A 24,253-nucleotide genomic window follows, 5' to 3' on the forward strand; every position below is an offset into this window, starting at 1 on the left:
ATTCGGTTTGTTCGCTTATGCGCTTCTTTTCCTCTTCCGTGGCCCGCTGCGCTACGGCTTTGCTTCTGCTGACCTGCGGCTCCTGGCTGCCCACTGCCCAGGCCCAGGCACCCAAAACCTACACTTCCTCGGAGATCCTGCTGGGCCTCAAAAAGCTCAACGTGCTGGGCTCGGTGATGTACATGGCGGCCCACCCCGACGACGAAAACACCCGCCTGATTGCCTATATGGCCAACGGCCGCCTGCTCGAAACCGGCTACCTGAGCTGCACCCGCGGCGACGGGGGCCAGAACCTCATCGGCCCCGAGCTGCGCGAGCAGCTCGGCGTGATTCGCACCCAGGAGCTGCTGGCGGCCCGCCGCATCGACGGGGGCCGGCAGTTCTTCACCCGCGCCAACGACTTCGGCTTCAGCAAAACCGCCGAGGAAACCTTCACTATCTGGGACAAGGAGCAGGTGCTGGCCGACATGGTCTGGGTGATTCGGCAGCGCCGGCCCGACGTACTCATCACCCGCTTCCCGCCCGACGCTCGCGCCGGCCACGGCCACCACACCGCCTCCGCCATCCTGGCCGCCGAAGCCTTCGACGCCGCCGGGGACCCCAAGCGCTTCCCCGAGCAGCTGAAATACGTGCAGGTGTGGCAGCCCAAGCGTTTGTTCTGGAACACCGGCTCCTTCTTCGTGAAGCCCGGCGAAAACATGGACGGCTACCTTAAGCTCGACGCCGGCGGCTACAACCCGCTGCTGGGTCAGAGCTACGGCGAGATTGCCGCCCGCAGCCGCTCCCAGCACAAAAGCCAGGGCTTCGGCTCGGCTGCCACCCGCGGCGAGGCCCTGGAATACTTGCAGCAGGTAAAAGGCAACAAAGCCAGTAAAGACCCCTTCGAAGGCATTGACCAGAGCTGGAACCGGGTGCCCGGTGGCGCGGCTATTGGGAAAATGATTGACGAGGTGATTCGCAAGTATGACGCGAGTAACCCAAGTGCTAGTGTAGCTGGGCTTTTGAAGGTGCGGTCGGCATTAGCTGTCAAATCAGTTGCCTGGAATGGAAATGCTCCTGATTTATCATTTTGGCAACATGAGAAGAGGGAACAGGTAGATAATCTGATAAAAGCCTGCCTCGGTTTATATATAGAAGCAACAGCTTCCGAAGCCGCCATTGCCGCCTCGCAACATTTGCAGCTGAATATAGAGGCATTAAATCGTTCGGCTCTTCCTGTGAAAATGACGGGTATCTATGGAGATTTTATTCGCCTTGATACTAGTATAAGCCTGCCACCTGGAAAGCCGATGATTCTAAAGAGAAAGGTGAAACTAAATCCTTTCGAAGAAGTAGCTCAGCCTTATTGGCTGCGGAAACCCGGTACAGTTGGGATGTATAGTGTTCCGGAAACTTTAAGCTTGCCCTCTGGGAGTGATGCTGCAATGTCCACCGCTGCTCGCCGTAGAGGATTAAGCACATTGCCGGATGAATATCATTCGCTAACGCAATACCAGTTTATCGGCTCGCCTGAAACTCCTAATGCTGTTGGTTTAGCAGTTGTAGTTTCCGTAGCGGGAGCAGACATCTTCTACGAAATCCCCGTTCAATACAAAAGCACCGACCCGGTAGAAGGGGAGAAGTACCGCCCCCTCACCGTCGTGCCTCCTGTAGCTGTCAACATCGGCGGCCGGGCCTACGTCTTCGCCGACAACGCGCCCAAAACCATTCCTGTGACCCTACGCGCCGGCCGCGCTGGTGTGAAAGGCTCTCTGACCCTAGCCCTGCCCGCTGGCTGGAAAGCCGAGCCGACCACCGCCGCCTTCGACCTGGCTAATAAGGATGGCGAGCAAACCGTCTTCTTCCAGGTGCAGCCCGGCCCCGGTGCCGCCGAAGGCAAGTCCGAAGTACGCGCCGTGGCCACCGTCGACGGCCAGGCATACTCCCGCGGCTACCAGGTTATCCAGTACAACCACATTCCGACCCAGACGCTGTTTCCCGAAGCCGTGGCCCCGCTCGTGAAGCTGGACCTCAAGCGCAAGGGCCAGGAAATCGGCTACCTCATGGGAGCCGGCGACGAAGTGCCCGACGCCCTGCGCCAAATCGGCTACAACGTGACCCTGCTCAAGCCCGAGGACCTCAGCGCCGACTACCTCCGCCGCTTCGACGCCGTCGTGCTGGGCGTGCGGGCCTACAACACCGTTGATAGGCTCAAAACCCTGCAGCCCAATCTGCTCAAGTACGTCGAAAACGGGGGCAACGTGGTGGTGCAGTATGTGGTGAACCGCGGCACCGTGCTGCCCGAAATTGGACCCTACCCGCTCAAGCTCAGCAGTGACCGGGTGACGGTTGAAAACGCCGCCGTGACCTTCCTCAACCCCAAACAGCCGTTGCTGAACACACCCAATAAAATCACCGCCAAGGACTTCGAGGGCTGGGTGCAGGAGCAGGGCCTCTACTATCCCAGCTCCTGGGACCCCAAATACCAGACCGTCATCAGCAGCCACGACCCCGGCGAAGCGGCCAAGGAAAGCGCCATCCTCGTCGCCGACTACGGCCGTGGCCACTACATCTACACCGGGCTCAGCCTCTTCCGCGAACTACCCGCCGGCGTTCCCGGCGCCTACCGGCTGCTCACCAACATGGTGTCACTCGGGAAGTAGAAAAAACTCGTGTCTGGTGAGGCAAAGCCGAAGCCGTCCGTCCTCTGCGTAGTAAGGCCTGACCTTTACCCAGAAAGCCCTTTATTCCAGCTGGAGTAAGGGGCTTTTTACATTAGAAGGCTGGGTACATTGCAGAGGACGGACGGCTTCACGTTGTGCCTTCCAAGGACATGGGGAGAAGGGGCAAATGAACGAAACAGCAGCTAGGTATGGTTGCAGGGCTCAACTGGGTAGCTCCACCAACCCGCTTATTCAGCCTATGCCCGCACCCGCGTTGCTTACCCCGCGCCAGTTCCTGCGCCTGAGTATCGGGCTTCTCGCCCCCTGCCTGCTGCTGATTCCCTTTTTCGACCAGCCCTTGGCCCTGTTCCTGCACGAGCACTGCGCCCCGGCCCGGCCATTCTTTGAGGCCCTAACCAGCCGCGCCGACCGGCTCCACGACCTGAGCAAGACTCATTTGCTGGGCATTCCCCTGATTTTCCTGGCCCTTGGCCTTGGGTTCATCCTCTGCCGCTGGGTGCTGCGCAGTCCCGCCGCCGGCTTATTTCTGGTGCTTTTGCTCACTCATGAGCTGAGTATGGTTGCGGCCCGGGTCCTCAAGGGTGTGCTGCTCCGCCTGCGCCCCGCCGCCCTATTCACCGGCTCCTACCACGATTTGGGCTTCTGGCACGATGCCCCCCACACCGGCTCCTTCCCTTCCACCCACACGGCCGTGTATTGCAGCTTATTCGTGCCTTTGGCCGTCGCCTACCCACGCCACCGCCTGCCGCTGCTCCTCTTCCCGGCCCTCATAGCCCTTGGCCGCCTCATTCTCGACATGCACTACTTATCCGACGTGCTTTTCTCGGTTTGGCTGGTAGTGCTTTTTACCTTTCTTTCCGGGCAGCTCGCCCAATTGCCCGCCCTGGCCGGCTCCCAGCCTGCCCTGGTTCCCGCCACAGTCGAAGACTAAAAAACGGTAAGGAGTATAAAGAGGCCTAAGAACGTCATGTCGAGCCCTGGCGAGACATCTTCTCGCGTGCTGACGTTGCCAACCTCGCCTTAGTACGTAAAGTATTCCGCCTACCAAGCGGCTGGGTCTCCCTGGACTCAGGGCCAAAGTTCAACCAACGGGCAAAAGCCCTGTACTACTGTGGCAGTACAGGGCTTTTGCCCGTTGGTACAATCTGCAAGGGGAGGAGAGGAGCCGACCCGGTGCCTCCTGCCGCCTGCCAGCTAGCAGCTACCCTCAGTCAGACAACTCCGGCCGTGGGCCAGGTGCTTTCTACCGGCAGACAGCTAGCTCCTGCCATGTGCCACCCGTCATCCGCAGTCCGCCAGCCAACCTTCCCACATTTCCGCTGTCCTTCACCCGTTGCCCTGTTATCTTGCTCCCTGATTCCGCTCTCTAACCCTTGCCGCCCTTGCCCCCCGCCGCCCCCGATTCTGAGAAACCGCCGCTGCTGCCCTCTTGGCGGGCTTGGTACGTCCTGGTCCTGACCGCCCTTGGTCTAGAGCTGGCCCTGTTCCTCTACCTCACCCGCCTCTTCGCATGAGCCTGCTCGATTGGCTGGTGCTCGGCGGCACCCTGTTGTTTATCGTCGGCTACGGCACCTGGCGCACCCGTAGCGCCGGTCAAACCCTGGACGCCTACCTGCTCGGCAGCCGGCAGGCCAATTGGTGGGGCATCGGCCTGAGCATCGTGGCCACCCAGGCTTCGGCCATCACCTTTCTGAGCACTCCCGGCCAGGCCTACGACGATGGGATGCGCTTCATACAGTTCTACTTCGGTTTGCCGTTGGCCATGGTGCTCATTGCCGCCGTGGCCGTGCCCATCTACCAGCGTCTGCAAGTTTTCACGGCCTACGAATACCTCGAAACCCGCTTCGACCGGCGCACCCGCACCCTGGCTGCCATCCTGTTTCTGGTGCAGCGCGGCCTCTCCAATGGCCTCTCGCTTTACGCCCCGGCCTTAGTCTTGTCGGCTATTCTAGGCTGGAACGTGAGCCTTACCGTCTGGCTTATTGGGGGGCTTATGATCAGCTACACCGTGGCCGGCGGCACCCGCGCCGTGGCCGTTACCCAGCAGTGGCAGGTGGGCGTTATCTTCACTGGCATGGTCGTGGCGGGCTACCTACTGGTGCACTACCTGCCCGCGGGAGTTGGTTTCCGCGAAGCGGTGCAGGTGGCTGGCTTCCACGGCAAGATGAACCTCATCGACTTCCACTTCGACCCCAAGGACCGCTACAACTTCTGGACCGGCATGACCGGCGGCCTCTTCCTGGCCCTGTCTTACTTCGGTACCGACCAAAGTCAGGTGCAGCGTTACCTCTCGGGCCAAAGTATCACCGAAAGCCGCCTGGGCCTGCTCTTCAATGGCCTCGTCAAAGTGCCCATGCAGTTCGGCATCCTGCTCATTGGGGTGCTGCTGTTCGTGTTCTACCAGTTTAACCAACCCCCGCTTACTTTCAACATTCCGGTACGGGAGCAGATAATTCAAAGCCCGCAGTTTGCCCCGCAGCTGCAGGTACTGGAGCAGCGCCACACCCTGTTGTTTGCCGCCCAGCGCGCTGCTACCCAAGACCTGGTAGCCGCCCTGCAAACCCAGGACGAAGGCCAGATTGCCGCTGCTCAGGCCCATTTGCAAACCACCCAGGCCGCTACCCAGGGCTTGCGCACCGAAACCAAGGATTTCCTCAAACAAGCTGCTCCCACCGCCGAAGCCAAGGACACCGACTACGTCTTCCTGACCTTCGTGCTACAGTATCTGCCCCGCGGCTTGGTGGGTTTGCTTATCGCCGTGGTGCTGAGCGCCGCTATGAGTTCGGCAGCCGCCGGCCTCAACGCCCTGGCCAGCACCACCATCATCGACCTCTACCGCCCCACCCGGCCCCACCTCGACGAGCTCCACTGCGTGCGTGCCTCGCGCTGGGCCACCATCGGCTGGGGTGTGCTCGGTATCGGCTTCGCCCTGTTTGCCGCCCGCCTCGAAAATCTGATTCAGGCCGTCAACATCCTGGGCTCTATCTTCTACGGTACCATTCTGGGCATCTTCGTCGTGGCCTTTTTCCTGCAACGCATTGGCAGCCGCGCCGTCTTCCGGGCCGCCATCATCACCCAGCTGCTCATTTTCCTGCTCTTCTTCACCACCGATATTGCCTACCTCTGGTACAACATCATTGGCTGTGCCCTGGTCATGCTGCTAGGGCTGCTTCTGCAGCAGCTAAGCCCTGAACCCAGTAAAGCCCGGGTCCACCCAGCATAACCCCGCCTGTCATGTTTCCTCGCAAGGACGCATAAAAAAGCCCTGGCCAACTACATTGACCAGGGCTTTTTGCTACTATTTTGAGCCGTTGACTATTTGCCTTTCTTGGCTTCGGCAATCAGGTCTTCGTTCATTTTCACGTAGTCGGCATTCTTGGCGTCGAGGGCCAGCTTGCGCGACTGTTCGGCCGAGGCGGTAGCGCCCTTGTAATCCTTGAGCTTCATTTTGATTTTAGCCTCCGTGTGGACGTTCCAGAACTTGGGGTCCTTCTCATTGGCTTTCTGAATCCAGGCCAGGGCCTGCTTCATGTCCTTGTTGTTGTCGAGGTAGTACACGGCGGCCGCGGCCATGTCGTTGGCGGAAGCATTGGCGTTTTTCACCACTTTCTCATCAATCTGGGCCATTACCTTGGGGTCCACGTCGGTGCCGAGCTTGAACTTGGCGCCGGTCAGCTCCCACTGCATGTCCACGTTGGCCGTGGCGGGCGTGATGTCGGAGAAACCGATGGTGAAGGTTTCCACCTTGGTGCCCAGCTTGTAGGTTTTGGCCGAGAAGCGCACCACGTCCTGGTCGTCCTTGAAGCCGTCTACGTCGGCCCCTTGCTTGGTGCTTTTGTTGAGCACTACCAGCCATTCGGCCTTGTTCGGGATGGAGTAGAGACCGTACTCCCCGGCGGGTACTTTCTTGCCTTCCAGAGTCACGTCGTCCGAGAACTTGATGGTCGTGGTCTGGTTGGCGCCGGTGCGCCAGCGTTTGCCAAACGGCACCAGGGAACCGAATACAGTGCGGCCCTTGGCGCTGGGGCGGGAATAGGTAATGGTAACGTCGGTGAGGCCCACGCGCTGGGTTACGGTGCTTTTGGGGCTGGCCGCGGGAGTAGAAATCTGGGCCTGGGCCGCGCCGCCCAGCAGCAAGCCGCCCACGAGCAGGGTAGCGCCCAGGGTGCGGGAAGAAGACTTCAGCAGAGAAGTAGAGAGCATACAGAGAGGATTGTGGAGTTTAGACGGGTAAAAATACGTATTTAGAGCTCAACCCTGCGCGCTTACTTTACCTTCACCCCGTGGGTGCGCAGCAGGGCCAGCACGTCGGTGGCCTGTGCAGGCCCGGCCAGCTCCCGCAGGTTCAGAAAGTAGCCCACGTTCTGGGACGTCAGCAGAATCAGCCAGGAGCCGATGTGCCAGGCCTGGGTTACGGCGGACCAGGTGTAGTCCTCGTGCCCCAGGGCGTGCAGCACCGCCATTCCTTCATCCGAAAGCGTGTACCGGGCCCCTGAGCGCAGGGCCGGGGAAGCGTCATATTGCTTGCGCAGGCTGCGCCAGAGCAGCACGGGCCAGCCCAGCACAAAGAGCAGCATGAGCAGGCTCATCTTGTTGGCGTCCCAGAGTTCGGGCAGCGTGCGTTGGCCGGTCAGCAGCACATACAGCGCAAACAAGCCGTTGAAGACGGGCAGCAGAATAACCCACAGCAGCGGATTGCTCTTAAAGGTGAAAACCAAGCTGGTGCGGGCGTATTCCGGGAAGGAAGTCCGCACGTTGGGGAAGACGAAAGGAGCCATGCAAGAAAGTTAGAGAGGACGCAACCCGTGGCGTTGCAGCAGGGTCAGCACGTCGGTCTCGGTGGCCGGAGCCAGCAGGCAGGCCGGATTCAGCAGGTAGCCCCCGGCCGAGCTGCTGACCAGGTAGATCCAGCCGTTCAGGTGGCGGAAGCCCCGCAAGGCGCCCCAGGCAGTAGTGCCGCGCCAGATAGGACTTTCCACGCGCACTCCGGCTTCGGTGAGGGTGTATGTGGCCGTAGCTTGGAGCAGCGGACTGGCCGCGTACTGCTTTTTCAGGGTGCGGTTGAAGTTGAATACCGCGTAACCCATGGAGGCCAGCATCACCAGCAGCGTCGCGCCCACCCGCACACCGGTAGCCGTAGCGCCTTCCGCCTCGGTGGGCGTGTTCCAGAGCACGAAGCCGACCAGAGCGGGCAGCAGCAAAAATCGGAACCACCGGGTTTTGAGGGCAAACTGCTGATTAATCTTCTGAAACTCGGGGTAAGAAATCCGAACGTCGGCAAAAACAAGGGGCTGCATAGAAGCCGAAAGTACGCTTATTTCGCCGCCAACACGGGTTCAGGAAGCAGCCCCAGTACCTGCGCGGCTGTGGCCGGTGGCTGCACCAGCTCCAGGTTCAGGTAGTAGCAGTGCTCCACCGAGGTGTAGAGCAGCACCCAGCTACCTACTATCTGCACGCTGTACAACTCCGCCCAGGAAAAGAAACGCTGCGTGCCATCCTGCGTGACGTGTACGCCGGGCGGTTCTACCAAGAAGCTGGTGGGCCGCTGCCGGACGGGGCCTTGCCGATAGGCCCGGCGGTAATCCCACCACTGATGCGCCAAGCCCAGCACCGTGAAGAGAGTCACTAGTACCAGCCAGGTTACCCAGTGCCCCGGCCCGAACCAGAGTCCACCGGCTAAGCCGCTTACTACCACGGCCGCCCAGCGCTGCACTTTCACTTTCCAGGAGTCGGACGTTTCGGGCTTGGGAGTGGGCTGCTCGGGGTAGCGCAACCGCTGCTGCTGCTGGTGAATGGCCTGAAACTCGGCAAAGGAAACGGCGCAGGGTGCGACTTCAAGTAGCTGGCTTGTATCAAGAGGGATGTTACCCAAGATGAAATCAGTTTACGCTGTATCCTAGTAATTGCTTTTAAGTGGTTAGATAGTAAAAGCTAAGCATAAAATATATGCTGACTTACTAATAAATAGAAGGCGAATAAGGTCGTCCATTAATATACAGCTCCGCCAATGGGTCACGATCTGTAATAAGTTTGTGCAATCGTAATATGTCAACCTGTAGAGGCGCTTTAAAGGCTACAAACGAAACTGTTCTATAAGCCTGAGTTTCGAGCAACTCATAAGGAATATTATCAGCCATAACTCTAGAAAAAATGTTTGAAATCTGGTCGACACCTAGATATTGGCCGGTGTGGATAACTGTTAATTTGGTTGGCATTCCTATCACAGTATTTAGAATGGTATTGTATTGTATCATAAAGCTAATTAAGTATTAGCTCGACTCCAATCGCCGTTTAAATTATAGTATAGATAGTTCTTATTTATGATGCCGAAAGCAAATTATCTACGAAATGGAAGTTTACAGGCAAGTTGTTGCTGAAATGTATTCTTCAATTAGGTATTAAAAAAAGGGCGAAGCTGAAGCCTCGCCCTTTTATGAGTTGACGATATTCGGTCCGCGACTAGCTTACCTCTAGCTGCAGCTTGAGCAAATTGGCGTACAGCCCGTTTTCACTGTGGCTGAGCTCGTCGTGGGTGCCTTGCTCCACGATGCGGCCCGCGTCGATAACCAGAATCTTGTCGGCCTTGCGGATGGTGCTCAGGCGGTGGGCAATAATGATGCTGGTGCGGTTCTGCATGAGCTCGTCCATGGCGCTTTGCACCAGCTTTTCACTTTCCGAGTCGAGGGCCGAGGTGGCTTCGTCCAGAATTAGAATGGCGGGGTTTTTCAGGATGGCCCGGGCAATGGCAATGCGCTGCCGCTGCCCGCCCGAAAGCTTCACGCCCCGCTCACCGACCAGCGTATCAAGGCCTTCGGGAAACGACTCGATGAACTGCCAGGCGTTGGCCTTGCGGGCCGCCAGCGTGATTTCGGCGTCGGTAGCGTCAATTTTGCCGTAGGCAATATTCTCCCGAATGGAGCCGCCGAAGAGCAACGTTTCCTGGGGCACGATGCCAATGTGGCGGCGCAACTCGGTCAGGTCATACTGTTGCAGGTCGCGGCCGTCGATGAGGATTTTGCCGCCGCTGAGCTCGTAGAACTGCATCAGCAGCTGCACGATGGTGCTTTTGCCCGCGCCACTGGGGCCTACCAGCGCAATTTTCTCGCCGGCCTGAATGTCGAAGTCGATGTTCTTGAGCACCGGCAAATCGGGGCGGGTGGGGTAGCTGAAGGCCACGTTGCGGTACTCGATGTCGCCGCGCACCTGCAGGGGTACCGTGCCGGCCACGCGGGGGCGGTGAGTGGGCTCGGAAGGCTCGTCGAGGATTTCCAGAATCCGCTCCGAAGCGCCCAGCGTGCTTTGCACCTTGCCATAGAGTTCCCCGAGGCCACCTACCGAAGCGCCGATAAAGATGGTGTAGAGAGCAAAGGAGGTTAGGTCGCCAATGGTCATCTGGCCGGCGGCTACCAATGAAGCAGCGCGCCACAGCACCATGATAATGCCGCCAAACAAACCGATAATCACGAACGACACGAAGCCGCCCCGGTAGAGGTTGCTACGCAGCGCGGCCTGCAACGTCCGGTTCAGGGAGGTGCCGTAGCGGTTGGTTTCGAACAGCTCGTTGGTAAAGGCCTTTACCGTGTTGATGCCCTGCAGCGTTTCCTCCACAATGACGTTCGTCTTGGCCAGTTCTTCCTGCGTGGCTTTGGCCAGCACCCGGATTTTGCGGCCGAACAGCATGGCTACTATCACGATGGGCGGGAAGGTGAGCAGCATAAACAAGGACAGCTTCACCGACACGAGCATGATGAACGTGACGCCCACAATGAGGGTAGTGACCTGCCGGAACAGCTCAGCCAGGGTCAGGGAAAACGAGTCCTGAATCTGGCCCACGTCGGAAGTGATGCGCGAGGTGATGGCGCCTACGCGGTGCTTCTCAAAGTAGGGAATGGGCAGGGTAACAAACTTGCGGTAGAGCGCCTGGCGAATGTCGCGCACGGTAAACTCGCTGACCTGGGTGAAAAACCAGATGCGGCCAAATGAGAACGTGCCCTGGAGCAGAATAACGGCAAACAGGCCCAGCGCAATCTGGGTGATGCTGAGCGTGACGCCGTTGGGCAGCACGAAGGGCTTGCCGTTGGCCGCGTCGGTGAGCTTGCCGATTACCCAGGGAAAGCCCATGGTCGTAGCGCTGGACAAGGTCAGCAGCACCAAACCCACGATAAACTTAAGACGATAGGGCAGCACGTACCGGAAAATCCGCAGGCCGTGCCGGAAGCTTTCTTTCGTTATTTTCTTTTTGGGCCCGTCCGGATCAAGGGTCGTGCCGCTGGTATTCATTCCACTTCTGGCCATGTATTCTATCTAGCAGAACTTAGAAGAAAGAGCGCAGAGCTTAGACTTTTCAGCAGCAGTCTAAGTTCTAGGCTCTCATTTCTGAGTTCTTCCTTTAACTACTCAAATTTGGTTTTGCCTTTCTCCACTTTCAGCGTGCTGGTGTCGCCGAAGGGCACGGGCAGCTGCACCTGAATGGCGACGGGCTGGCCCTTGCGGGTGGCGGGCTTCCAGGCCGGCATCAGCGTGAGCACGCGCAGGGCTTCGGCATCGCACTCGGGGCTGAGGCTTTTCACTACCGTTGGATTAGCCACGCGGCCGTCGGGCTCGATGGTGAAGCTGGTGAGTACCGTGCCCGTAACCTTATTGACGCGGGCCGCCTCCGGATACTTTACATTCTCCTGAAAAAAGCTGCTCAGGGCCTGGGCTCCACCCACGTACTGCGGGGGCACGTCGGGGCGGTTGGCCGCGGGGCGGGCCTGGGCCTGCATCCGGCCCGGCTTGAGCACAATGGGCTGCTTGGCCGGCGCCGTCTGCTGGGCCTGAGCGGCCAAATCCAGCGTCAAACCTAGGGCCAGGAAGATGAAGAAAAGATGTTTCATGGAAGCAAAGCGCCGAAAAACCACCGTTGGGAAAAGGAAAAGCCGCACGGGGTTCCGGGCGCACAAAGGTACGCACGGAAAGCCCAAGCCAACGGCTTCTGCCTAAACAACCTAGGTTAGGCAGGGTTCAATTCGGCGGCGGGCTGGCGCGAAATTGCCAGCAGCCCCAGGAAAGTCAGCAGACCATTGACGAGCAGAATCTCGAAGCCGAACTCGTAGCCGCCCAGCCAGGCCTTGGAGTTGGCGTTGAGAATGTAGCAGAACACCGGCGGCCAGGCGCACATCCAGGGCACAAACCGGTCGTGGAGCTGGCGCTTAGTGAAGATGCCGAAGCTGAAGAGGCCCAGCAGCGGCCCGTAGGTGTAGCCGGCGGCCTTGAACACGGCCGAAATCAGGCTCTGGTCGTTGAGCATCCGGAAGATGAGGATGATGACAACCAGCACCACGGTAAACATCAGGTGGGTGCGCTGGCGCAGCACGCTCTGCCGCTCCTCGGGGTACTTGCTGATAGTCAGGAAGTCGACGCAGAAGGAGGTTGTGAGGGCCGTCAGGGCCGAGTCGGCGGAGGAGTAGGTAACGGCAATAATGCCCAGGATGAAGACGATGCCGGCAAACAAGGAGAAGTGCTCGGTGGCCAGCAGCGGAAACACGTCGTCGCCGATGACTTTGCCGGCGGCATTCACGGGCAGGGTAATGCCCTTGGCGGCGGCGTACTGGTAGAGCAGCACGCCCAGGGACAGAAACAGCACGTTGACCGGCACCAGGATGAGGGCAAACCAAAACATGTTCTTTTGAGCGTCGCCCAGGGAGCGGCAGCTCAGGTTTTTCTGCATCAGGTCCTGGTCGAGGCCAGTCATGACGATGGTGATGAACATACCGGAAATGAACTGGGTCCAGAACTTGCGCGAGTCGGTCCACTCCCAGAAGAATACCTGCGACATCTCCGACTCCCGCACCGTGGTAATGACCTGCTGAAAGCCCAGGTTGAGTTCATCCGAAATCAGGTAGACTGAGATGCCCACCGACGTGAGCATGGCCAGGGTCTGAAAGGTGTCGGTCCAGAGGATGGTTTTGAGGCCGCCGCGGAAGGTATAGAGGTAAATCAGCAGAATGCTCACGGCCACCGTGACGGCGAAGGGCACGCCCAAATCGTCGAAGACGGCTACTTGCAGCACGCCCGCCACCACGTAGAGGCGCAGGGCCGCCCCAATAGCCCTCGAAATCAGGAACAAGGCCGCCCCAGTCTTGTAGCTCCAGAAGCCGAAGCGCTGCTCCAGATAGGTGTAGATGGATACCAGATTGAGCTTGTAGTACAGCGGCAGCAAGACCGTGCCGATAACCAGATAACCCACCAGATAGCCCATGACGACGGCCATGTAGCTCCAGGCCTGGGCTTTGACCATACCGGGCACCGAAATAAAAGACACGCCCGAGAGCGAAGTGCCAATCATAGCGAAGGCTACCATGTACCAGGGCACGTTGCGGTTGGCCACGAAAAAGCTGGCGCTGGTGGCCTTGCGCGAGGTGAGCAGGGCAATGACGATGAGGATGGTGAAGTAGCCGGCAATCAGGCTCAGAACCAGGGTAGGGGACATACGACGCGGGAAATGAACTGGTAAAGATACAGTGCGCCGCCAGACTGCCGCGAAAATCTGCGGTAGCGGAGGAGGTTAACTTGGATTTATCCGGGGTGAGGCCGAGAGCCAAGCTATGCTGCTGGGGAGGGGGAGATGGCGGGGAGGTCCAGGGTAGACGGCGGGCAGGTGGCGGGTAGGTGGCCGGGAGATTTTTGTACTCTGGCGGGAAGCCGGGGCCGGCCGGCGTTGAGAGAGCCTGGGCCGGCTGCCTCAGATTTCCGGCTGCTGGGGATATTCAGTAGCTTTACAGATCATCCGGCTTGATTACCCGTTGACTTTATGCAAAAACAGCTACTTATTCTGGCCCTCGGCCTGCTTAGCTACCACCCCACGCTGGCCCAGACGGCCCCACCAGTTCGCCAGCCCCGGCTGTTCCCCAGCGAGCTGCAGCGCCAACCAGTAACGACGCCTGCCGCCGGCCCCAGCGCCACAGCCCGCAAGCCGGGCAAGGTGACCACCTACCAGTGGCACTACCCATCCAGCACCTGGTCGACCACGGGCACCGTGGAGCGCAACACCTACGACAACCAGGCCCGGCGCACGCAGCTGGTGGAGTCGGACTCGGCCACGCAGCGGCCCACGGAGCGGATCAGCTTTACCTACAACGCGGCCGGGCTGCAAACCAGCGGTCTGCAGGAAGTCTGGGACGGGCTGGGCTGGCAGAACAACAGCCGCACCCTGGAAACCTTCAACAGCGCCAACCTTCTGACTGAGCTGCTGGACCAGGGGTGGCGCAACGGGGCCTGGCAAAACCGGAACCGCACGACGATTGGGTACGACTCGCACAACCACGAAACCTCTTACACAAGCCAGGAATGGCGCAACAATGCCTGGGCGACCACCCACGCGCACCGGAATACGATAACATATACCGCGGCCGGGGCTGTGCTGGAGGAAACCCAGGAGTATCTGGACCCCTGGACCAACACCTACGAGCATGGTCCGCGCCGGCAGTACACCTACCCCAGCCCAACGGCGCTGGCCTACAGTGCCCGCATCGACCAGCAGTGGGTAAACGGGGCCTATGAAAACCAGCGGCGCGTCAGTGGCCTTGTCTACGACAGCCAGGGCAACGAAACATCGTCGGTAACGGAGCAATGGGAGAATGGAGTCTGGCAGCTTCGCTCCCGCAAAACGACCGTTTACGAGCCCAACGGCAGCAGCCGGGGCCAGAGTGAGGAGCGCATCAACAATGCCTGGGTGCTTTTAGGCCGCTATAGCCACCTCTACGACGACTTCGGCACAGAACTGCTCTACGAGAGCGAAATGCGGAGCAACGGCGCGTGGTCCATTACCGAAGGCTACCGCTACCTGGTGCGCTACAACGCCAACAACGACCTGATTGCCCGGGTTCGCCAGAACTACAACACCACCACCAAAGCGTATGACAACGGGCTGAAGCGTATCTACGGCGACTATCAGAGCATCACCCTGGGTGCGAAGCCTAACGCCGCGCTGGCCGCCCAGACCCAACTGTATCCGAACCCCACCACCGGCAGTGTGACGCTGGAGCTGGCCGGCCTGGGCGAGTCGCAGGTAGGGGCCGAGGTGGTAAACAGCCTGGGCCAGGTGGTGCAGCGCCTCACGCTGCCAGTGCGCCAGGGGCAGAGCCGGCTGGAGCTCGGCAGCCTCCAAGCGGGCGTGTACACCGTGCAGCTGCACACCAGCGCCGGGCTGGTCGTGAAGAAGGTGGTGCGCCAGTAGGGGCCAGGTGCGTTTTGGACCATGGTAATGAAAGCCAGGCTACCCAAGCGGCCTGGCTTTCGCGCGTAGTCAGGGAGCTGGTAGGCTCAATAAAAAAGCCGGCTCCGACTCCCAGGCAGCCGCCGGACTGGCCTGGAAAAGCAGTACTTTTAAGGCTGCTTTTTTACGACAACCTGCTTTATAGCATGAAACACTATCTACTCGGCCTGGCCTGTGCCCTGACTACCACGGCGGCGCTGGCCCAAACTACTCCTGATACCCGGTTGCAAGAGTTGCTGGGGCGGCCCCGTACTCCGCAACCTGAATTGGCCGGACCAGGGCTAGCCCCGGCCCGGCGCGGCCCGGCGCTGCGCCTGCCCGCCAAGCGGATTACCTACGACTGGAACTCTGCCACCCAGCAGTGGCAGGCTCCTATGCACCATACCACCAGCTACACGGCCGATGGCCAGCCCAGCTTAGTCGTAATAGCCGACTCGGCCACCCAGCAGCTTCAGGCGCGGCTTACGTATGCTTACAATGCGACCGGGAGACAAACCCTGTCTCTTGGTGAAAAATGGACCGGCAGCGCCTGGCAAAACGACAAACGCACTACCTGGACCTACGACGCGCAGGGCAACTTTACCAGCACGCTGGACCAGCAGTGGGTGGCCGGAGCCTGGCAGAATGTTAGCCAGCTGCTGAACACCTACGACAGCCGCAACAACCGGACAAGCTACCTAGGGCAGAACTGGGTAAACGGGGCCTGGGTCAACAGCTTCGGCGCCCGCTCGGCCTACACCTACAACGCTACCGGCCAGATCGTGCAAACGGTGGAGGAAACCCTTGATACATTCCTCAACACCTACTCGTCCCGGGGCCGCAGCATTTACACCTACCCCACGCCAACCAGCAGCCTGTATTCGCAGGTGGAGTATCAGGAGTTGGAAGCTGGAGCCTACGTCAGCAACTACCGCCTGCAGCGTACCCACGATGCCCAACAGCGCATCACCTACTACGAAACCCAGACCTGGAACGGGACGGCCTGGGGACCCTCCACGCGCGGCAACTACGTGTATGGACCCCAGCCAGGCGACGTTCAGGAAACGGCCGAGTACTACTCTTTCGGCAGCTGGGTCAACAGCTCCCGTTACACTTTCCTCAACGATGCTTATGGCAACCTGAGCAAGTACGAAAGTGAAACGTGGCAAAACGGGGCCTGGATTATCTCCTACGGGTACCGGTACCTGCGCAAGTACAACCCCAACGGCGACATTGACCGGCAAGTAGAGCAGATGGTTACCTCACTCGGCAAAGCCTACGAAAATAACCGCAAGGACAGCTTCAGCGACTTTCAGAGTATCACGCTGGGTGTGCAAGCCAATGCCGCCCTTGCGGCCCAAACTCAGCTCTACCCCAATCCCACGACGGGCACCGTCACGCTGAAGCTGGGGGAACTTAAGGAGCAGGCACCGGTGCGGGTCGAGGTAGTCAACAGCCTGGGCCAGGTGGTGCAGCGCCTGGTGCTGCAGCCCCGGCAGGGCCACACTGTGCTGGACCTGAGCGCCCAGCCTAGCGGCCTCTACACTGTGCAGCTGCACACCGCCGCCGGACTGGTGGTGAAGAAAGTGGTGCGCCAATAGTCGTCTTGTGAAACTAGAAAAGGCCGGCTCACTTTGCGTGGGCCGGCCTTTTTTAGTGGGGTGGGGTTGCTTTATTCCCACTCCGTCCAACGCAGCACTTCGCCCACTTTGGGCACGTGCAGGTCGGGGCGGAGCATGCCGCCTTGGGCCACATCCTGCAGGGTGCGGATGGGTTCGGAGGCTGGTTCGTCGCTCAGATCGAAGGTGCCGTAGTGCATAGGTACCAAGTGGCCGGCCCGCAGCACGTTGGCCGCCTTGGCCGCCTCGTGGGGGTTGGTGTGGCTGAGCTGCATCATAAAAGCCGGCTTGTAGGCCCCAATGCCCAGCAGGCAGATATCCAGGGGGCCAAACTGCCGCTCGATATCCTCGAAGTGGCCGGCGTAGGCCGAGTCGCCACCGAAGTAGAGGAGCTTGCCCTGGGTCCGGATCAGAAAGCTGCCCCAGAGCACTTTGTTCAGGTCGGTAAGGCCGCGGCGGTGCCAGTGGGCGGCGGGCAAATAATAGATTTCCAGCCCGGGCGTGGCAGGTCCCAAATCGTACTGCTGCCACCAGCCGGCTTCCTGCACCTGCAGCCCGGAGGCCATGCTGCGTAGCAGCGGCGCCATGCGCAGCGAAGTTAGCACCCGCAGCCCCGGGTTCTGGCGGGCCACCAGCTTGATAGATGCCTCGTCGAGATGGTCGCGGTGGCCGTGGCTGAGCAGCAGCAGGTCAATATTGGTCAACGCCTCGGGCTGGCAGGGCAGGTGGTGGCGCCGCTTCAGAAACGCCGAATCGAACAGCAGCGGGTCGAAGAGCAGGGTAGTGCCCTCGGTGCGCAGCACGAAGGTGGCGTGGCCCAGCCATACTAGGCCATCTTCGCGGCCCTTGAGGAACTCGGTGCAGTCGACCACCCCCGGGGCCCAGGTATCGGCTTTTTTTTCTTCCTTCTGCGGGTTTTCAGTCAGAAACTTCCACCGGAACACGTTGCTGAACTCGGGCGTGTACAGCTCCTCGCCGTTGGCAAACTGGCTGCCAAATAGCTTGTTGCCGGCGTAGCCGGATTTCACGGTGCGGAGCGCTTCGTTGCGCAGGTAAGTAGGTTGGGCAGCCATGCGGGCAGTGGTCAGACGAAGATGCGGGAGCCAAAGAAACAGCAAAGCCCCGGAAACTTCCCGGGGCTGCTAGGTATACTGCCGACTGTGCAAGGAGGTTAGTAGCCGTAGGGACCGATGGAAAACGGCGAATAGCCCGGGGCCACGCCGTTGGAGACCCGCACCCCGCCCGAAATGGTCATGTGCTCGGTGATTTTGAAGTCGGCCCGCATGTTCACGCCCGAACCCTGGTTGGTGAAGCCCGCGTAAGGATTCACGCCGTTGCCGAAGGTGTTCGGGGTCAGGTCTTTCCAGGCCGACCCGACCAGCGTCACGCGCGGCGACAGGGCGTAAGCGCCGCCTCCCTGAATGACGTAGCGGTTCAGCCCGCTGAGGCCGACGGTGCGGGCCCCTTCCGGCGTAGTAGCCCCGATACCGGGCACGATGTGCATATAAGTGAGGCCCGCAAACACCGAAAAACGCTTGGTGAGCTGGTACGAGGCCAGCGGCGTGAGGTAGGAAGCCGACCCAAACCGCCCAGCCGTCATAAAGCCGGCATTCAGACTATACGACGCCCGCGGACCGATAAGCCCCAACTTGGGTGCTGCGTCGGCGGGTACGGGGGCCGTGGGCAGCGTGGCCGTTTGGGCCCGGGCCGCGCCGGCCGAAAGGCCCAGCAATACCGCTACAGTGAGGATAGAACGATGCATAGCCAAGGAAAATGGGTGGTAAGAGCGCAAAGAAAGTTAATCAGTGTAACAAGATACGAAACGATGGCGCTGGAAAAAGAATGCCCTCGACCGACTCAACGGTAAAATTTCTCTATTTAGTGGCCCCTTTTCCAGTACCCGCTATGGCCGACTTCGTTTTCTACCAACAGTTTCCAAACCCGGAAGTTGCCGCCCCACTGCTGCAACTGCTGCGGCAGCACGAGGTGCCGTTCGAAATCAGCTTCGACAAGCCTAGCTTCGACCCCAGCTTTGCCCACAACGAGACGAGTACCCATTTCGTGGTAAAGTTGCAACCGGCCGACTTCGAAACGGCCCGCCGTCTGGAAGAAGCCGAAAACCAGCAGCTTATTAGCCAGGTCGACCCGGAGCACTACCTGTTCACCTTCACCGATGCCGAGCTGGCCGACGTGCTACTCAAGCCCGACGAGTGGAACAGCTTCGACGTGACCCTGGCCCGGCAGATTCTGCAGGACCGTGGCACGGTTATCAGCCCCGAAGCCGCCCGCCTGCTGCGGCAGCAGCGCACCGCCGACCTGGCCCGCCCCGAACCTTCGCAGAAAGCCTGGATTCTGTGGGGCTACGCCTCGGCGTTGCTGGGTGGCCTGTTCGCCTTTTTCATTGGCTGGCACCTCTACACGCACCGCAAACTTCTGCCCGACGGCCGCAAGGTCCACGCCTTCACCGCCCCCGACCGGCTCCACGGCCTGCGCATCATGGTGCTGGGCGCGGTGATGCTGCTCGTAGTGGTGTGCGTCCGGATTTACTGGGAAGGCTGATTGTAGCTGCTGGGGGTAGCGCGCAACATGCGCCCCGCCTGCCAGGCCACGGCCCCCACGCACAGCGCAAACCAGGCAAAGGGCAGCTCCAGCCGCGCCACCGACAACACCCCACCCACCAGAATGGTCATGAAGCTGGCCAGGCCCTGTACTGCCTGGTTCAGGCCGAATATTTCACCCCGGTCGGCCTCGGTGGTGCGCTGGGCCAGCAGGCCTTCCAGTAGCCCCTGAATCAGAGAAATAGTTAGGCAGTCGAGCGTAACTACCACGTACAGCGCCGGGCGGGAAGCGCCAATCAGGCCGTAAGCGCCCAGAATCGGCACGCTGGCCAGAGCCAGCCAGAATATGGCCCGGGGCTTGTTGAGCCGGTCGGCCAGAAAGGTGTAGAAGCCGTAATTGATGGCAATGCTCAACGCCCCGAAATACATGAAAAAGTAGGACAGCGCCCGGGCATCCATCTGCTGAGCACCCAGGCTGGCGAAGGGCACGAAGTAGAAATAATAGCCGGTGCTCATCGTCAGGGCTACCTGCATCAGCACAATGGTGCGCAGCCGGCCGTCGGGGTCTTTGGCTTGCAACCGGCTCCAGATGGTCAGCACGTTAACGGCCCGGCTCAGCTCGCCCCGCAGCTCACTGCCCCGCACGCCGTTGGGCTGGGTGTGGGTTTCGCGCAGCAGTAGGCTGAGCCCGATGTTCACGGCGGCCAGCCCGACGGCCAGCCCTACCACGTAGCGGGCCTGCTCGGCGGGCTCCACGGCGTCCACTGTGAGTAAGGCTCCGGACACCATGGGCCCCAGCACGAAGCCCAGGGATATAATGGCGCCTTCGAGGCCCAGGTTTTTGAACAGGTTTTCGGGCGGCGAAATATCGGTAATGGCTGAGCGCACCGTGGCGTACATGCCGTTGGTAAACCCGTCACTGAGCCGGTTTGCGAAGTACAGGCCGGCCCGCACCGGTAGCAGTAGGCAGTTGGCCAGCAAAGTACCCACGGCCGACAGAAGCAGAATCGGGCGGCGGCCGAAGCCGTCGGAGAGCTTGCCCAGCACCGGGGCGGCAAACAGCTGCACGCCCAGAAACAGCGCCGTGCCTACCGACAGCCAGAGCTGGGGTTTGGGCAGACCACGCACAAACCCGGGCATAATGGGCCCGATGGCCGCGCCCACCACCACATCGAGCAGAATAATGGCGTAGAGCAATACGAGCCGGAAATCTTTGGGCATTACAATAGGCTAGGCGGGTGGACGGCAAATGTAGACTGCTGGAGTTGAGCTTATTCTCTTAGGGCTGTACTTTAGCCAGACACTATTGTTTACTTCTTACCCCAATTCCCTTTTATAGAAGAGTTTGTACCCGAAAATCAATCCGAACAGCCCGAGCTGATTATCCCGGCTGAAGAAGCTGCCCAGATCCAGGTGCGGTTTATGACCCAGGTCTACGGTTGGATGGCCGGCGCCCTGGCCCTGACTGGTGGTGTAGCCATGTTGGTAGGCGCTTCGCCCGAAATCCAGGAAGTGGTATTTGGCAACCGGCTGGTGTTCTTCGGCCTGATTATCCTGGAGCCGTTCGTGGTGGGCTAGCTGGGCCGCAACCTGTTTGAGATGTCGCCCAACCAGGCCGTCGGCGCTTTTGCTGGTTACGCCTTGCTCAATGGCGTTACGCTGGGCATTATTTTCATGGTTTACACGGCTGAGTCTATTGCCTCTACCTTCTTTATTACGGCCGGCACGTTCGGGGTGATGAGCCTCTACGGCTTCGTCACGGGCACTGACCTGAGCCGCTGGGGCAACCTGCTGTTCATGGCCCTGATTGGCCTCCTCATTGCCTCAGTAGTGAATATATTCCTGGCCAGCTCGATGCTGTACTGGATTACCAGCTTCATCGGCGTTGCCCTGTTTGTGGCCCTCACGGCCTACGACACCCAGAAAGTAAAAAACCTGGCTTTCATCGGCTACGGCGACGAAGGTGCCGACCGCAAAGCTGCCGTGTGGGGTGCCCTAACGCTCTACCTCGATTTCGTGAACCTGTTTCTCTACCTGCTGCGCTTCTTTGGCCGTCGCAAGTAAGATTAAGCAATATTTGAAATGCAAAACGGGCCGCCCACAGTGGGCGGCCCGTTTTGCTTGTACTTGGCGTAGTTAAATTCTTTGCAAACCCGTCATACGAAATGACCCTAGAAGAACTTGTGGCGGCCTCCGGCGACGCCAAACTGTTGTCCTACCACTACGCAGAAGGCATTCTGTTTCTGCTGTTGCTCTTGGATGAGCCGGATACAGTCGTAGAAGTAAAGATTCGCACCCAACTGCTCCAAACCGGTAGTGAGCTGCCGGCAACAAGTCCCTGGTGCTGCCACCTCGGGCGAATCGAGTTAGAGCCTATCAAATTAGAGGTCGTCAATGGTCATTATATGCCTCCACCTAGTTTTGTAGAGCTGATGAAAGATACTCGCTCCGGCCAAGGCTTAGCCTACGGCAGCAAAGCCTCGGCAGTGGGTTACCTATTCTCCCTGGTGGGTTCTAGCCGGGTCCTGTCTTGCCTGATCAGCACTCCAAATCATATTTCTATCAACGCAGCGGCTGATAACTAGTCTGTTACTTAGCCTTGCCGTTTAGCCAGTCGGCCCGGAATTTCTTCATGGCCTTGGTCACGGGCTTTTTAGCGGTTTCGTTAGTCACCACTTCCAGCGTGGGGTCTTCAGCCAAGGTTACCTGGACAGTGCGGATGCCGCCGCGGGTGCGGTATTCCACCGGCACCACGTCGCCGGGCTTGTGGGCCGCCAGCAGGTCCTGCACGGCCTTGGCGTTGCTCAGGCGCTGCCCGTCAATCTTGCGCAGCACGTCTTCCCGGTCGAGGCCGGCCTGGTAAAGTGGGCTGCCTACCAAGGTGCTGCCTAGGCTGGCCGTACTGTCGGCCGCGTTGAAGCTCAGGCGGCTCATCAGGCTGGCCTGCCCGGCCCGGGCGCGGCGCACCGTCAGGCCGGCCGGGGCTAGCAGCTCATTGAACTTCGGCAACTCGTGACCCAGAATATGCTGGCGGAAAAACTGCCCGGCAAAGGCCGTGTCCCGGCTCACTTCGCCCAGAATACGCTGCAAATCGGTCAGGGTGTAAGGCTTGGCGGGGGCGTAGTTCTGTTGCTCCTTACCATGCTGCTGCCACACGGCCCGCATATAGGCGTCGAGCGTGGTCTTATGGTTTTGACGCAGCATCATATCCAGCGCCAGGGCATTGGCCCCACCGATGTAGTAGTACGACAGGTAAGTATTGCCCCGGTTGTTGGGGTCAATGGCGGCGGCGGCATCCACGAAAGGAGCCTGCTGGCTCATCTGCACCGGCGAGAAACGGGCCGCCCCCGGCGAGTTAAGCATGGCACCCACCAAAGGCCCCACGGATTCCTGGCAATACTGGTCGTCGCTGAATACCCCGGCCCGGCGCAGCAGCAGGTCGCCGTAATACTGGGTGAAGCCTTCGGCAAACCAGAGCGAGTTGCTCATATTGGCCCGGTCGAAGTCGAAGGGCTCCAGGTCGCGGGGGCGGATGCGCTCCACGTTCCAGGCGTGGAAAAACTCGTGCGACACCGTCCCCAGATTATCAATGGCGCCGGGGCCGCGCAATGGGCGGTTGCTGGTCAGCGAGGTAGAGTTGCGGTGTTCCATACCATCGCCGCTGGTCTGGGGTAGGTAGTTGGCCACGAAGGTGTAGCGGCCGAAATCGTAGGCGGGCAGTTCTCCGAAAATGGCGGCGGCCTCCTGCACGATTTTCTTGGTCTGGTCCACGTAAGCGTCCAGCTCGGCGTCGGTGCCTTCGTGCAGTACGCTCATCTCAATGGTGCGCCCCTGATGCTGCCAGGAGCGCACTTTCTGCGCGCCCAGGGAGGTGGGGCTGTCCATCAGATATTGCAGGTGCGGGGCGTAATAGGTGCCGGTAGCAGCTTCGGGGCGTAGCTGCGTGGCTACCTGCCAGCCGGTAGGCAGCTCAAACTTGACCTGGGCCGGCCGCTGTTCCTGACCTTTGCCGTAGGCCAGCGTGGCGGGCATGTTTAGGTGGGCGTGAACAGCGTCGATGCCGGCATAAGTGCCGTCGGTTCGGTCGCCAAATAGGGTATAGGTAAAGCGCACTGTGCCGTCGTGCCCGCTCACGTCCCAGCCGTAGGGGTCGGGGCGGCTAACGTTCAAGGCTTTGCCTTTCGAGTCGGTGGCTTTCACGTCGTAGACGTTCTTGGCGAATTCGTGCAGGGCATAGCGGCCCGGCGAGCTACGGGCCATGCGTACCTGCAGGGGCCCGGCGGGCAGCTCCGAAAAGACGACGGTAACCTGGGCTTCGTGGTGCACCGCGTTGGGAAAGGCAACGGTATACTGCACGGGGGCCTGGGCCAGTGCTCCGAAGGGGAGGGCCAGGGCGAGAAGAAGAGTGGCGGCGGATTTCCGCATAGGACAGAAGAAACAGGGATGGATGCCTAAAAATAGGGCGCGGCGGCGCTACTTCGGTGGCCCTGCTTGTTTTTCCTCTGTAGGATGAGCCTTAATTGAAGACGCTGGCCTCTACCATACCCCGAAAAAACAATTGTTGCTGTTGCAGCTGCAAGCCTAAATTGCGCAGCTCCGGGTGCAAGTCCGGCATGTCGCGGCCACTGATGCCGGTTGTGAGCCGGAAAAAGCGGTACATAGCTCGCAGCAGCAGACGCTGCCAGAGCGTTTGGGCCGGCCGAAAATCAGCCAGCAGCCAAGGAGCGCCCGGCCGCCGGACTCGGTTCAGGGCGCCGAGAATAGCTTGCAGGCGGCTGGGCTCAAACAAGTCCAGAAAGAAAAAGGTGAGGATGACGTCGAACGACTCGTCAGGGCGCAGGTCACGCTCGGTGCCCAGCCGGAATTCTACCTGTCCGGCATGCTGGGGCGCGGTTTGCAGCAGCGTCGCGCGCGACTTGGCCAGCATCATGGCCGAAGCTTCCAGGTAGAGCACCCGGGCATCAGGACGGCGCTGCAGCACTTCGCCCAGCACCCAGCCCGAGCCCCCGCCGATAATCAGGACCCGGGGCCGACCCGGTGGCAGGCCGGCCAAGGCTGCCTGTTGGGCGCGCTGCAGCGCGTCGCCAAATACGAGGCGGGCCAAAGGGTCGTAGAAGGGGGCAACCCGGTCGAAGCCGGTATCGGCAGAAGGCATGCGCAAAAGCAGGAGGGGAAGGG

At 60.1% G+C, this 24,253-nt stretch carries 21 protein-coding genes; 9 read left to right on the top strand and 12 right to left on the bottom strand.

Translation table 11 applies throughout. From position 1 onward, the window contains the following. Positions 1–17: 17 nt before the first annotated feature. From MUN80_RS11490 to MUN80_RS11500, 3 genes are all read left to right on the top strand, one after another. Complete coding sequence (locus MUN80_RS11490) at positions 18–2,642, top strand: PIG-L family deacetylase (protein WP_244723924.1); 2,625 nt, start codon at positions 18–20, stop codon at positions 2,640–2,642. Between the two features lie 259 nt (positions 2,643–2,901). Next, positions 2,902–3,594 (top strand): phosphatase PAP2 family protein, encoded by a 693-nt coding sequence (locus MUN80_RS11495; RefSeq protein WP_244723927.1) that lies wholly within the window; start codon positions 2,902–2,904, stop codon positions 3,592–3,594. Positions 3,595–4,173: 579 nt separating this feature from the next. Continuing rightward, complete coding sequence (locus MUN80_RS11500) at positions 4,174–5,886, top strand: sodium:solute symporter family protein (RefSeq protein WP_244723929.1); 1,713 nt, start codon at positions 4,174–4,176, stop codon at positions 5,884–5,886. A 92-nt stretch (positions 5,887–5,978) separates the two neighbouring features. Here the strand turns inward: MUN80_RS11500 and MUN80_RS11505 are convergent, their stop codons facing one another. The 7 genes from MUN80_RS11505 to MUN80_RS11535 all read right to left on the bottom strand — a co-directional run bounded on the left by MUN80_RS11505 (position 5,979) and on the right by MUN80_RS11535 (position 13,134). After that, positions 5,979–6,866 carry a DUF2911 domain-containing protein gene (locus tag MUN80_RS11505; RefSeq protein ID WP_244723932.1) on the bottom strand — a complete coding sequence of 296 codons (888 nt, stop codon included), beginning with the start codon at positions 6,864–6,866 and terminating at the stop codon, positions 5,979–5,981. A gap of 62 nt (positions 6,867–6,928) precedes the next feature. Continuing rightward, the gene (locus tag MUN80_RS11510) at positions 6,929–7,441 is read right to left on the bottom strand and encodes a hypothetical protein (RefSeq protein WP_244723935.1); all 513 of its coding nucleotides are present in this window, start codon (positions 7,439–7,441) and stop codon (positions 6,929–6,931) included. Positions 7,442–7,450: 9 nt separating this feature from the next. After that, complete coding sequence (locus MUN80_RS11515) at positions 7,451–7,960, bottom strand: hypothetical protein (RefSeq protein WP_244723938.1); 510 nt, start codon at positions 7,958–7,960, stop codon at positions 7,451–7,453. A 17-nt stretch (positions 7,961–7,977) separates the two neighbouring features. Then, a complete protein-coding gene (locus MUN80_RS11520; protein ID WP_244723941.1) occupies positions 7,978–8,535 on the bottom strand; it encodes a hypothetical protein in 558 nt (185 codons plus the stop codon). 587 nt (positions 8,536–9,122) lie between these two features. After that, positions 9,123–10,958 carry an ABC transporter ATP-binding protein gene (locus MUN80_RS11525; protein WP_244723944.1) on the bottom strand — a complete coding sequence of 612 codons (1,836 nt, stop codon included), beginning with the start codon at positions 10,956–10,958 and terminating at the stop codon, positions 9,123–9,125. A gap of 98 nt (positions 10,959–11,056) precedes the next feature. Then, on the bottom strand, positions 11,057–11,539 hold the full coding sequence (locus MUN80_RS11530; RefSeq protein WP_244723947.1) for an energy transducer TonB: 483 nt from the start codon (positions 11,537–11,539) through the stop codon (positions 11,057–11,059). A 116-nt stretch (positions 11,540–11,655) separates the two neighbouring features. Further along, on the bottom strand, positions 11,656–13,134 hold the full coding sequence (locus MUN80_RS11535) for a sodium:solute symporter (protein ID WP_244723950.1): 1,479 nt from the start codon (positions 13,132–13,134) through the stop codon (positions 11,656–11,658). A gap of 321 nt (positions 13,135–13,455) precedes the next feature. Here MUN80_RS11535 and MUN80_RS11540 point away from each other — a divergent pair, with 321 nt between their 5' ends. Beyond that, on the top strand, positions 13,456–14,880 hold the full coding sequence (locus tag MUN80_RS11540) for a T9SS type A sorting domain-containing protein (protein ID WP_244723952.1): 1,425 nt from the start codon (positions 13,456–13,458) through the stop codon (positions 14,878–14,880). Between the two features lie 185 nt (positions 14,881–15,065). Continuing rightward, positions 15,066–16,499 (top strand): T9SS type A sorting domain-containing protein, encoded by a 1,434-nt coding sequence (locus tag MUN80_RS11545; RefSeq protein WP_244723954.1) that lies wholly within the window; start codon positions 15,066–15,068, stop codon positions 16,497–16,499. 71 nt (positions 16,500–16,570) lie between these two features. On the opposite strand, the gene MUN80_RS11550 is transcribed toward MUN80_RS11545, so the two are convergent. Next, a complete protein-coding gene (locus MUN80_RS11550; protein WP_244723956.1) occupies positions 16,571–17,590 on the bottom strand; it encodes an MBL fold metallo-hydrolase in 1,020 nt (339 codons plus the stop codon). A 98-nt stretch (positions 17,591–17,688) separates the two neighbouring features. Further along, the gene (locus MUN80_RS11555; RefSeq protein WP_244723958.1) at positions 17,689–18,279 is read right to left on the bottom strand and encodes a hypothetical protein; all 591 of its coding nucleotides are present in this window, start codon (positions 18,277–18,279) and stop codon (positions 17,689–17,691) included. 143 nt (positions 18,280–18,422) lie between these two features. Here MUN80_RS11555 and MUN80_RS11560 point away from each other — a divergent pair, with 143 nt between their 5' ends. After that, entirely contained in the window at positions 18,423–19,076 is a 654-nt protein-coding gene (locus MUN80_RS11560; protein ID WP_244723960.1) for a hypothetical protein, read from the top strand. Here MUN80_RS11560 and MUN80_RS11565 read toward each other — a convergent pair. Then, positions 19,061–20,296 carry an MFS transporter gene (locus tag MUN80_RS11565; protein WP_244723972.1) on the bottom strand — a complete coding sequence of 412 codons (1,236 nt, stop codon included), beginning with the start codon at positions 20,294–20,296 and terminating at the stop codon, positions 19,061–19,063. The genes MUN80_RS11560 and MUN80_RS11565 overlap by 16 nt on opposite strands. Before the next feature lie 201 nt (positions 20,297–20,497). Here MUN80_RS11565 and MUN80_RS26185 point away from each other — a divergent pair, with 201 nt between their 5' ends. The 3 genes from MUN80_RS26185 to MUN80_RS11575 all read left to right on the top strand — a co-directional run bounded on the left by MUN80_RS26185 (position 20,498) and on the right by MUN80_RS11575 (position 21,660). After that, positions 20,498–20,653: a hypothetical protein gene (locus MUN80_RS26185; RefSeq protein ID WP_375373978.1), complete on the top strand. Its 156-nt coding sequence runs from the start codon at positions 20,498–20,500 to the stop codon at positions 20,651–20,653. Between the two features lie 21 nt (positions 20,654–20,674). After that, positions 20,675–21,139: a Bax inhibitor-1/YccA family protein gene (locus MUN80_RS11570; protein WP_375373979.1), complete on the top strand. Its 465-nt coding sequence runs from the start codon at positions 20,675–20,677 to the stop codon at positions 21,137–21,139. 101 nt (positions 21,140–21,240) lie between these two features. Next, positions 21,241–21,660 carry a hypothetical protein gene (locus tag MUN80_RS11575; RefSeq protein ID WP_244723975.1) on the top strand — a complete coding sequence of 140 codons (420 nt, stop codon included), beginning with the start codon at positions 21,241–21,243 and terminating at the stop codon, positions 21,658–21,660. Between the two features lie 4 nt (positions 21,661–21,664). Here the strand turns inward: MUN80_RS11575 and MUN80_RS11580 are convergent, their stop codons facing one another. Both MUN80_RS11580 and MUN80_RS11585 read right to left on the bottom strand, forming a co-directional pair. Next, complete coding sequence (locus tag MUN80_RS11580) at positions 21,665–23,500, bottom strand: M61 family metallopeptidase (RefSeq protein WP_244723978.1); 1,836 nt, start codon at positions 23,498–23,500, stop codon at positions 21,665–21,667. A gap of 91 nt (positions 23,501–23,591) precedes the next feature. Then, the gene (locus tag MUN80_RS11585) at positions 23,592–24,230 is read right to left on the bottom strand and encodes a class I SAM-dependent methyltransferase (protein WP_244723981.1); all 639 of its coding nucleotides are present in this window, start codon (positions 24,228–24,230) and stop codon (positions 23,592–23,594) included. Positions 24,231–24,253 lie beyond the last annotated feature (23 nt).

Origin of the sequence: Hymenobacter cellulosivorans (assembly GCF_022919135.1) — a bacterium.
Taxonomy (GTDB): Bacteria; Bacteroidota; Bacteroidia; order Cytophagales; family Hymenobacteraceae; genus Hymenobacter; species Hymenobacter cellulosivorans.

Bases quoted from the DNA above. Each gene is read 5' to 3' on its own strand.
- MUN80_RS11515 (WP_244723938.1), bottom strand. From the start codon at position 7,960: ATGCAGCCCCTTGTTTTTGCCGACGTTCGGATTTCTTACCCCGAGTTT.
- MUN80_RS11585 (WP_244723981.1), bottom strand. From the start codon at position 24,230: ATGCCTTCTGCCGATACCGGCTTCGACCGGGTTGCCCCCTTCTACGAC.
- MUN80_RS11525 (WP_244723944.1), bottom strand. From the start codon at position 10,958: ATGGCCAGAAGTGGAATGAATACCAGCGGCACGACCCTTGATCCGGAC.
- MUN80_RS11570 (WP_375373979.1), top strand. From the start codon at position 20,675: ATGTCGCCCAACCAGGCCGTCGGCGCTTTTGCTGGTTACGCCTTGCTC.
- MUN80_RS11550 (WP_244723956.1), bottom strand. From the start codon at position 17,590: ATGGCTGCCCAACCTACTTACCTGCGCAACGAAGCGCTCCGCACCGTG.
- MUN80_RS11535 (WP_244723950.1), bottom strand. From the start codon at position 13,134: ATGTCCCCTACCCTGGTTCTGAGCCTGATTGCCGGCTACTTCACCATC.
- MUN80_RS11560 (WP_244723960.1), top strand. From the start codon at position 18,423: ATGGCCGACTTCGTTTTCTACCAACAGTTTCCAAACCCGGAAGTTGCC.
- MUN80_RS26185 (WP_375373978.1), top strand. From the start codon at position 20,498: ATGACCCAGGTCTACGGTTGGATGGCCGGCGCCCTGGCCCTGACTGGT.
- MUN80_RS11510 (WP_244723935.1), bottom strand. From the start codon at position 7,441: ATGGCTCCTTTCGTCTTCCCCAACGTGCGGACTTCCTTCCCGGAATAC.
- MUN80_RS11565 (WP_244723972.1), bottom strand. From the start codon at position 20,296: ATGCCCAAAGATTTCCGGCTCGTATTGCTCTACGCCATTATTCTGCTC.
- MUN80_RS11575 (WP_244723975.1), top strand. From the start codon at position 21,241: ATGACCCTAGAAGAACTTGTGGCGGCCTCCGGCGACGCCAAACTGTTG.
- MUN80_RS11495 (WP_244723927.1), top strand. From the start codon at position 2,902: ATGCCCGCACCCGCGTTGCTTACCCCGCGCCAGTTCCTGCGCCTGAGT.
- MUN80_RS11540 (WP_244723952.1), top strand. From the start codon at position 13,456: ATGCAAAAACAGCTACTTATTCTGGCCCTCGGCCTGCTTAGCTACCAC.
- MUN80_RS11545 (WP_244723954.1), top strand. From the start codon at position 15,066: ATGAAACACTATCTACTCGGCCTGGCCTGTGCCCTGACTACCACGGCG.
- MUN80_RS11505 (WP_244723932.1), bottom strand. From the start codon at position 6,866: ATGCTCTCTACTTCTCTGCTGAAGTCTTCTTCCCGCACCCTGGGCGCT.
- MUN80_RS11500 (WP_244723929.1), top strand. From the start codon at position 4,174: ATGAGCCTGCTCGATTGGCTGGTGCTCGGCGGCACCCTGTTGTTTATC.
- MUN80_RS11530 (WP_244723947.1), bottom strand. From the start codon at position 11,539: ATGAAACATCTTTTCTTCATCTTCCTGGCCCTAGGTTTGACGCTGGAT.
- MUN80_RS11580 (WP_244723978.1), bottom strand. From the start codon at position 23,500: ATGCGGAAATCCGCCGCCACTCTTCTTCTCGCCCTGGCCCTCCCCTTC.
- MUN80_RS11490 (WP_244723924.1), top strand. From the start codon at position 18: ATGCGCTTCTTTTCCTCTTCCGTGGCCCGCTGCGCTACGGCTTTGCTT.
- MUN80_RS11555 (WP_244723958.1), bottom strand. From the start codon at position 18,279: ATGCATCGTTCTATCCTCACTGTAGCGGTATTGCTGGGCCTTTCGGCC.